Source organism: Methylosinus sp. R-45379 (assembly GCF_001644125.1).
Taxonomy (GTDB): domain Bacteria; phylum Pseudomonadota; class Alphaproteobacteria; order Rhizobiales; family Beijerinckiaceae; genus Methylosinus.
In genome coordinates this window covers 41,110-49,046 of the sequence record NZ_LUUM01000235.1, presented here as the reverse complement: position 1 = coordinate 49,046, position 7,937 = coordinate 41,110, and the positions used below count along the sequence as shown (strand labels likewise).

Here is a 7,937-nt window from a genome sequence, read left to right as displayed (position 1 = left end):
AAGGCGCTCGGGAGGGGGGCTCTCCGAGTCTCGGGGCTACGCACCACGCCGGCCGAGCCTCTTCCTCATTGGGGGTGGGTGGGGCGCGCCTGCGTCCCATCGTCGCGCGGAACGGGAGGGGTCGATCGAGCAGCTTGTTTCCAACGACGCTTCCGTCGCCGTGGGGCCGCTCGCGGGGAAGACGGTCGCGGTGGTTCACGCCGCCTGGCATTCCTGCGGCAGCTATCAGGTCAATGTCAGCCAGCTCGAGGCCTATCGCGCGCTCGGAGCGCGGACGATTTCCGTCGCTCTGATGGACACGCCGGCCCCGCGGCCGCCGCGTGGGCCGCGCTGGGAGGCCTATTTCGCCGCCTCCGCCGATCTGCCGGCCGACAAGCGCTATTTCTGCGGGCCGAGCCGGCTCGCCGCTCTCTCGCCGTCCTTTCTCGCCCATGCGTGGTGGCGGCTGATCCATGGCGATCAGGCGACCTGGCTCGTCGAGCTCGCCAAGCTCGTCGCTCTTCCTCCCGGCCTCGCAGACGAGAATGTCGATCTCGTGCATGCGAATCATTACTTCACGCTGCCCTTTGTTGCTCGACTGCTTCGTGGAAGAAATGCGCCGGTCATGGTCGAGACGCAGGACATACAAGCGCGACAATATATTCTGCGCAATCAGGGCGGCTTTTTCCTGCCGCCCTACGTGACCTATGACGATATGTTGTCGGTAGAGCTCGAGTGGATGCGCGCGGCGGATCTCTGCATACATCTCAATGAGGAGGAGCGGGCGGAGTTTGTCCGTCTGCTGCCGCAGGCGCGTCATCGCCTCGTCTATCCCGCCATTGCGCCGGTTCCCTGCGGGCCGGGCGGCGATCGCATCATCATCGTCGCCAGCGACAATTACGGAAATTTCGTCAGCCTGCGCTGGTTCCTGCGCGAGGTCGCGCCGCTCGCGCCTAGCGTCGAGGTGGAGATCTACGGCAATATCGATTCGGGCGTGAAGCGCCTCGACAAATCGCTCTACGAGTCTCACCGCGCGCTGTTCAAGGGGCGCATCGACGACATCGGCGCCGTCTATGCGCAGGCCGCCTGCGTGCTGCTGCCGACGATCGAAGGGCATGGCCTCTCGGTGAAGGCGGTGGAGGCGATGGCGAGCGGCGCGCCACTCATCGCCACGCGCCGGGCGTTTCGCGGCATGGCCATCGATCCCGAGCGGCTCGGCAATGTCATTCTCGCCGATGAGGCCGCCGATTTCGCCGCCGCCCTGCGCGAGATCGGCCAGCGTCGCGACGCGGGCGCGCGCGAAGTCTCCGACACGCGCCGCCTCTATGACGATATGTTCAGCCCTGCGGCCTATGCGCGCGCCTTGCACGAGACGGCCGCGCCGTTGCTCGTGCGATGAACGACGCTCACGCAATGAAAGACACTGCTTCTCTGCCGCTCGCCGGGCGTCATGTCGCCATTGTGCATCCGGCCTGGCACTCCTGCGGCACATATCGCGTCGTGCTGGGGCAGGTCGCGGCCTATCGCGCGCTCGGCGCCCGCGTCGCGCCGGTCGCCATATGCGATCTGCCCGGCTTCACGCCGGAACGCGCCTGGCGCTGGCGCGCTTTCGTCGAGGCGACGCCCGAGCTATCGCGAGGCGAACGCTGGTTCGGCGGCGCGTCTTTCCACGCTTTCGCGGCGCCGCGCTTTCTGCGCGATGTTCTGTGGCCCTTTCTCCATGGCGATCAGGCGGTCATTCGCGCCGGCGTCGCCGAGCGCGCGGAGCTGCCGCTGGGCCTCATGGATCGCCGCTTCGATCTCGTGCATTGCAATCATTTCTTCCTGATGTCGGTGGCGAAGCGCCTCGCGCGCGGCGCGCCCATAATGCTCGACAGCCATGATCTGCAAGCACGCCAATTCGCGCTGATGAACGAGCGTGCGCCCTTGCTGCCGCCGCGCGTGACCTATGAGCAAATGCTCGCCCGCGAGCTCGATCTGATGCGCGGCGCCGATCTTCTGCTGCATCTCAATGCGCAGGAATATGATGATTTCCGCGCGCTGCTGCCTCAGAAGCAGCATGCGCTGCTCTATCCGAGCGCGCCGGAAGCGCCGCTCGGCCCCGGCGGCGAGGATATTCTGCTCGTCGCCAGCAACAATAGCGCCAATGTCGATAGCGTCTGCTGGTTCCTGCGCGAGGTTCTCGGCGATACGAAAATTCCGCATTTGCGCATCGTCGGCAATGTCGACGCCGGCGTGAAGGCGCGCGATCCCGCGCTCTATGCGGCGCATCGCGCGTGTTTCGTCGGCCGCGTCGACGATCCGGGCGCCGCTTATGCGACGGCGCGGCTCGTGCTGCTGCCGACGATCAGCGGCCATGGCCTCTCCATCAAGACGGTGGAGGCGCTGGCGAGCGGCCTGCCGCTCGTCTCGACGACCCACGCCTTTCGCGGAATGCATGTCGATCTCGCGCGCTTTACCGATGTGACGATTGCCGACAGCGCGGAAGATTTTGCGCGCGCGTTGAAGGCCGCGGCGGTCGACGCGCGCGTTCCGAGCGAGACGCAGCGCGCGGCGAGCGAGATGCGCCGCTTCTATGACGCGCATTTCTCGCTCGACGCCTATCGCGCCAATCTCGCCGCTCTGGCGCCGACGCTCATCGGCGCGCGTCACACATAGTCCAGCATAGATGCGAGATCGAAGCTCGAGCGCTTCCCCAGCGCATCGCCATTGCGCTCGAGAAACTCCTCTGCGCGGCGTCTTCCTTCCTCGCGCAGCATCAGCAGGAAATCCCATTCGGCGATCAGCTTGGAGGAGGCCGACAGCTCCGCGGCCATGTCCGTCGCGATGGCGTGAATGCGCATGGAGGCCCAGCGCGCGCCCTCGCTATGGCCGGGATCGGCGACCTCGCGCAGCAGCGCGATCATGCGCAGCTCTTTGAGCAATGGCGAGTTGAAGGAAATCTCGTTCAGCCGGTTCAAAATATCGATCGCGCTGCGCGGCGTCTCCTTGCGCTCGATCGGATTGACCTGCACCAAAATCGTGTCCTGCGACGCGCATTCTCGCACCAGCGGCGTGATGGTCGGATTGCCGGCGTAGCCGCCGTCCCAATAGGCCTCGCCGTCGATTTCTATCGCCTGGAACATTGTCGGCAGGCAGGCGGAGGCGAGCAGCGCCTCGGCGCTGAGATCGGCGTTGCGGAAAACGCGCGCGCGGCCGGTGCGCACATTGGTCGCCGTCACGAAGAGCTTGATCGGCGAACGCGCCAGACGCTCGAAATCGATGGTCTCGCACAATATGTCGCGCAGCGGATTGGCGCCGGCGGGGTTGAGGTCATAGGGCGAGACCAGCCGCGAGGTCATGTCCATGGCGACGAAGGCCGGCGAATTGTCCAGCGTCCAGCGGCCGAGCGCCATATCCAGCGGGCTGCGCTGCAGCGGGCTGAAGCGGGCTGCGGCGGCGACGCGCCGCCAGAACTCCTCCATCGTCGCACGGGCGCCCTCGACGCCGCCCTGCGAGAATCCATGGATGAGCGCGGCCGCGTTCATCGCCCCGGCGGAAGTTCCGGAGACCCCGTCTATGCGCAGCCAAGGCTCCTCGATCAGCCGATCGAGCACGCCCCAGGTGAAGGCGCCATGCGCGCCGCCGCCCTGCAAAGCCAGATCGACGAGGATTTCGTCTCGCATCGCGCCTGTCCCGCCCACAACCATATCCAGGAAAGATAGGGCGTCGGCTTCGCTCGCCATCCCGCGCTGCTGGCATTATATGCCAATAGGGGTTAGGATTTGGAAAAAAGGGAGCCGTCCATGCCGACCCGCAATGTCGTCCTCACGGAGAGGCAGGAAAGCCTGATCGAGGCGCTCGTCCAGAGCGGGCGCTATCAGAATGCGAGCGAGGTGTTGCGGGAAGGCCTGCGCCTCGTCGAGAGCCGTGAGATCGAGGAAGCGCGCAAGCTCGAAGCCCTGCGCAGCGCGGCGAGAGAAGGCGCTTCGGCTTTCGACCGGGCCGAGTTCAAAGAATTCGCCGACGCCTCCTCGCTTCTCGCGCATCTAGACGCGCTCGCCGCCTCCGGGGCCTCGGAAAAGTGACCGAGACGTCTTGGCGCATCCGCCTCGGCGCCGAGGCGGAGCGCGATTTTCTGCGTATCCTGCAATATACGGCCGAAACCTTCGGGCCGCGCCAGACCGCAATCTACAAAGCGACGCTCATGGACGCCCTCGCCGAGCTGACGCAAGGGCCGAATGTGGCGGGTAGCAGGGCGCGGGACGAAATCCTCCCCGGTGTTCGCACGCTCCACCTCGCACGGCGCGGCCGCCGAGGACGGCATTTCATCATGTATCGCGCGGCGGAGGGGAAGGTCGTCGAAGTGCTGCGCATCCTGCATGACGCCATGGACCTCGCTCGGCATATTCCGCCCGATATCGGTTGACGCTGTGGCCAGCTCGGCGCGGAGCGCCTATCTGAAATCCCTTCGCTCCTTCACGCAGACCGGGCTTGCACGTAGACCGGGCTTGACCCGCGCCGCCGAGGCGCCATTCTTCCGTCATGATCCGCATGGGCCATCCGATACCTCCCGCCGGCGCGCAGAGCTTCGCCAATCTCGGCGACCGGCCGCGCGAAATCTTTCGCCAGATCGTCGACACCTATCTGTCGAGCGGCGATCCCGTCGGCTCGCGCCAGCTCTCGCGGCTGCTGCCCATGGCGCTGTCGCCGGCCTCGGTGCGCAATGTGATGCAGGATTTGGAGGAGCTCGGACTCGTCTATGCGCCGCACACCAGCGCCGGCCGCATGCCCACAGAGCTCGGCCTGCGCTTTTTCGTCGATTCTCTGCTGCAGATCGGCGACGTCGCCGAGGATGAGCGCGCGCAGATCGAGGCGCAGGTCGAGGCCGCCTCCAAGGACCATGACCTCGAGGGCGTGCTGGCCGAGGCCACGAGCATGCTCTCCGGCCTCACCCGCGGCGCCGCCGTGGTGGTGACGAGCAAGGACAATGCGCGGCTGAAGCAGATCGAGTTCGTGCGCCTCGAGCCCGAGCGCGCGCTCGCCATTCTCGTGGGGGAGGATGGCTCGGTCGAAAATCGCGTGCTGCAGGTGCCGCGCGATCTGCCCGCCTCCTCGCTGATCGAGGCGGCCAATTATCTCAACGCCCGCATTCGCGGCCTCACCCTCGGCCAGGTCCGCTCGGAAATAGAGGATGCGCGCAAGGCGGCGCAGAACGAGCTCGACGAATTGACCGCCCGGCTCGTCGACGCCGGGCTCGCCAGCTGGGGCGGGGCGGGGGCGGAACATCGCCAGCTGATCGTGCGCGGACAGGCCAATCTGCTCGAGGATCTGACCGCTATGGCCGATCTCGACCGCATCCGCCTGCTGTTCTCCGACCTCGAGACCAAGACCGAGGTCATCGATCTCCTCGAGCGCGCCGAGACCGGCGAGGGCGTGCGCATCTTCATCGGCTCGGAGAATCGGCTGTTCTCGCTCTCCGGCTCCTCGATGATCGCCGCGCCGCTGCGCGACGGCAATAAGCGCATCGTCGGCGCGCTGGGCATCATCGGCCCGACGCGGCTCAATTACGCGCGCATCGTGCCCATGGTGGATTATACCGCGAAAGTGGTGGCGCGGGTCGTGGGCGGTTAGCGCTCGCGCGCCGATTTCGGATAGGGAATTTTCATGTCACGGCCCGACGACGCATTCGACGCGGCGGCGCATTTCGACGAGGCTTCCGCGACGCGATACGATCGGCGCATTCGATCGTTCTGTCCGAGCTATGACGCGTTGCATCACATGACGACGGCTTGGCTCTCGCGCCTGCCGGAGCGCGCCGAATTTCTCTCCGCCGGCGCTGGAACGGGCGCCGAGATTCTCGCTCTCGGCAGCCGTTTTCCCCTCTGGCGCTTCACCGCGGTCGAAGTCTCGATCGATATGATGACGGCTTGCCGGAACCGTGTCGCCGCCGCGGGCATGGCGGAGCGCGTCGCCTATTTCCAGGGGCGTGTGCAGGAGTTTCGATCAGCGACGTCCTTCGACGCCGCTTCGTCTATCTTCGTGTCCCACTTCATCGCGGGGCGGGAGGAGAAGCTCGCCTATTTCCGCGCGATCTCGTCGCTGCTGAAGCCTGGAGGATCATTCATCCTCGCCGACCTTTTCGGTGACAGAGCGTCGAGCGAATTCGGCGCGCTGCTGGACGCATGGCTGGCGTCCTACGCGTCCCATGGAGTCGCTGCGCCGGAACTGGAGAAGGATCGCGCCCATATCGAGAATGACATCGCCTTCGTTTCCGAGAGTGAATTGCTCGAATTGCTGCACGAGGCGGGCTTCGACGCGCCCATCCGCTTCTATCAGACCTTCCTCTTCGGCGGCTGGATGATGACGAAACGAGTCTGAGAGCGGTCACGCGTGTCGGCTCTTGCAAACAAAAACGGCGCCCCGTGGGGCGCCGTTCTGCGTTTCGCGAGACGAAGGTCTCAGTAGTTGTAGGCGCGCTCGCCGTGCTCGGCGATGTCGAGGCCCTCGCGCTCCTGATCCGGAGCGACGCGCAGGCCGATCACCACATCGACGATCTTGTAGAGGATCGCCGAGCCGATGCCCGAGTAGAGGATCGTCGCGCCGACGGCCGTCGCCTGCGAGATCATCTGCTGCGCCATGTCGTATTTGCCGGCGAAATTCTCGCCGATGTTGGTGTAGTCGGTGATGCCGACGCCGCCGAGGTCCGGGCTCACCAGAATGCCCGTGGCCAGAGCGCCGGTGATCCCGCCTATGGCGTGCACGCCGAACACGTCGAGCGAGTCGTCATAGCCGAAGAGGTTCTTCACCTTGGAGACGAAGAACAGGCTGATCGGCGAGACGATGAAGCCGAGCGCGATGGAGCCGATCGGACCGGCGTAGCCGGAAGCCGGCGTCACCGCGACGAGGCCGGCCACGGCGCCCGAGATCAGGCCGAGCAGCGACGGCTTGCCCTTCAGCGCCCATTCCGCCAGCAGCCAGGAGAGCGCCGCCGCGGCGGTCGCCACCATGGTGTTGACGAAGGCGAGCGCCGTCGTGCCATTGGCCTCGAGGTTGGAGCCGGCGTTGAAGCCGAACCAGCCCACCCACAGCAGCGAGGCGCCGACCATGGACAGCGTCAGCGAGTGAGGCGGCAGCGCCTCCTTGCCGTAGCCGATGCGCTTGCCGAGGATCAGCGCGCCGACAAAGCCGGCGATGCCCGCGTTGATGTGGACGACGGTGCCGCCCGCAAAGTCCAGAGCGCCCGTGCCGTGCATCCAAGGAGCGAGGCCGCCGGCGATCCAGCCGACAGAGCCGATCAGCGTGTCGATCTCGCCTTGAGCGGCGGTCTTGGCTTCATCCGTCGTCGCGGCGGCGAGCTTGGTGGCCGCATCGACGATGGCGTTCGGATCGGCGACGCCCCACACCCAATGCGCGACCGGGAAATAGATGAGCGTCACCCACAGCAGCACGAAGACGAAGGCCGCCGAGAATTTGATGCGCTCGGCGAAAGCGCCGATGATGAGAGCCGGCGTGATCATGGCGAAGGTCATCTGGAACACGAAATACGCGTATTCCGGAATCACATGGCCGGGGGTGAAGGTCGGCGCGTTGGAGGAGGCGTCGACGCCCTTCATGAGCAGCTTGTTGAAGCCGCCGATATAGGCGTTGAGCGAGCCGCCGTCGCCGAAGGCGAGCGAATAGCCGTAGAGCGTCCAGACGACGCCGACCAGCGCGACGATCGCGAAGGTCTGCGTGAGCACGGACAACATGTTCTTCGAGCGCACCAGGCCGCCGTAGAACAGAGCGAGGCCCGGGACGGACATCATCAGCACCAGCGCCGAGGAAATGAGCACCCAGGCCGTGTCGCCGGGATTGGGAACAGGCGCGTTGCCGGCGGCGAGCGCGGGGTCGGCGAGGCCCACGGCGATCGCCGCGCCGACGAGAGTCGAAGCCGCAGACAGGCTCCGAGGCAGACGAAGTCTCATTTGGAACTCCTG

Annotated in this window: 8 protein-coding genes; 6 read left to right on the top strand and 2 right to left on the bottom strand. The window is 66.0% G+C overall.

The annotated features are described in order from the left end of the window. Window positions 1–160: 160 nt before the first annotated feature. Both A1351_RS10835 and A1351_RS10830 read left to right on the top strand, forming a co-directional pair. Window positions 161–1,378 carry a glycosyltransferase gene (locus tag A1351_RS10835; RefSeq protein WP_024879354.1) on the top strand — a complete coding sequence of 406 codons (1,218 nt, stop codon included), beginning with the start codon at window positions 161–163 and terminating at the stop codon, window positions 1,376–1,378. A gap of 14 nt (window positions 1,379–1,392) precedes the next feature. Continuing rightward, on the top strand, window positions 1,393–2,637 hold the full coding sequence (locus tag A1351_RS10830) for a glycosyltransferase (RefSeq protein ID WP_024879355.1): 1,245 nt from the start codon (window positions 1,393–1,395) through the stop codon (window positions 2,635–2,637). Here the strand turns inward: A1351_RS10830 and A1351_RS10825 are convergent. Continuing rightward, the gene (locus A1351_RS10825; protein ID WP_024879356.1) at window positions 2,628–3,668 is read right to left on the bottom strand and encodes a patatin-like phospholipase family protein; all 1,041 of its coding nucleotides are present in this window, start codon (window positions 3,666–3,668) and stop codon (window positions 2,628–2,630) included. The two genes, A1351_RS10830 and A1351_RS10825, sit on opposite strands and share 10 nt — an antisense overlap. 96 nt (window positions 3,669–3,764) lie before the next feature. Here A1351_RS10825 and A1351_RS10820 point away from each other — a divergent pair, with 96 nt between their 5' ends. The 4 genes from A1351_RS10820 to A1351_RS10805 all read left to right on the top strand — a co-directional run bounded on the left by A1351_RS10820 (window position 3,765) and on the right by A1351_RS10805 (window position 6,339). Further along, window positions 3,765–4,046: a type II toxin-antitoxin system ParD family antitoxin gene (locus A1351_RS10820; protein ID WP_024879357.1), complete on the top strand. Its 282-nt coding sequence runs from the start codon at window positions 3,765–3,767 to the stop codon at window positions 4,044–4,046. Next, complete coding sequence (locus A1351_RS10815) at window positions 4,043–4,387, top strand: type II toxin-antitoxin system RelE/ParE family toxin (protein WP_024879358.1); 345 nt, start codon at window positions 4,043–4,045, stop codon at window positions 4,385–4,387. The genes A1351_RS10820 and A1351_RS10815 overlap by 4 nt, the downstream gene beginning before the upstream one ends. A 116-nt stretch (window positions 4,388–4,503) precedes the next feature. After that, window positions 4,504–5,592 (top strand): heat-inducible transcriptional repressor HrcA, encoded by a 1,089-nt coding sequence (hrcA, locus tag A1351_RS10810; protein ID WP_024879359.1) that lies wholly within the window; start codon window positions 4,504–4,506, stop codon window positions 5,590–5,592. Between the two features lie 33 nt (window positions 5,593–5,625). Beyond that, window positions 5,626–6,339 carry a class I SAM-dependent methyltransferase gene (locus A1351_RS10805; protein WP_024879360.1) on the top strand — a complete coding sequence of 238 codons (714 nt, stop codon included), beginning with the start codon at window positions 5,626–5,628 and terminating at the stop codon, window positions 6,337–6,339. Window positions 6,340–6,419: 80 nt separating this feature from the next. Here the strand turns inward: A1351_RS10805 and A1351_RS10800 are convergent, their stop codons facing one another. After that, the gene (locus A1351_RS10800) at window positions 6,420–7,925 is read right to left on the bottom strand and encodes an ammonium transporter (protein WP_024879361.1); all 1,506 of its coding nucleotides are present in this window, start codon (window positions 7,923–7,925) and stop codon (window positions 6,420–6,422) included. Window positions 7,926–7,937: the final 12 nt, after the last annotated feature.

What these genes read in the sequence shown, in the direction of transcription:
- A1351_RS10825 (WP_024879356.1), bottom strand. Translation starts at nt 3,668, where the DNA reads ATGGTTGTGGGCGGGACAGGCGCGATGCGAGACGAAATCCTCGTCGAT.
- A1351_RS10830 (WP_024879355.1), top strand. Translation starts at nt 1,393, where the DNA reads ATGAAAGACACTGCTTCTCTGCCGCTCGCCGGGCGTCATGTCGCCATT.
- A1351_RS10820 (WP_024879357.1), top strand. Translation starts at nt 3,765, where the DNA reads ATGCCGACCCGCAATGTCGTCCTCACGGAGAGGCAGGAAAGCCTGATC.
- A1351_RS10800 (WP_024879361.1), bottom strand. Translation starts at nt 7,925, where the DNA reads ATGAGACTTCGTCTGCCTCGGAGCCTGTCTGCGGCTTCGACTCTCGTC.
- hrcA (WP_024879359.1), top strand. Translation starts at nt 4,504, where the DNA reads ATGATCCGCATGGGCCATCCGATACCTCCCGCCGGCGCGCAGAGCTTC.
- A1351_RS10805 (WP_024879360.1), top strand. Translation starts at nt 5,626, where the DNA reads ATGTCACGGCCCGACGACGCATTCGACGCGGCGGCGCATTTCGACGAG.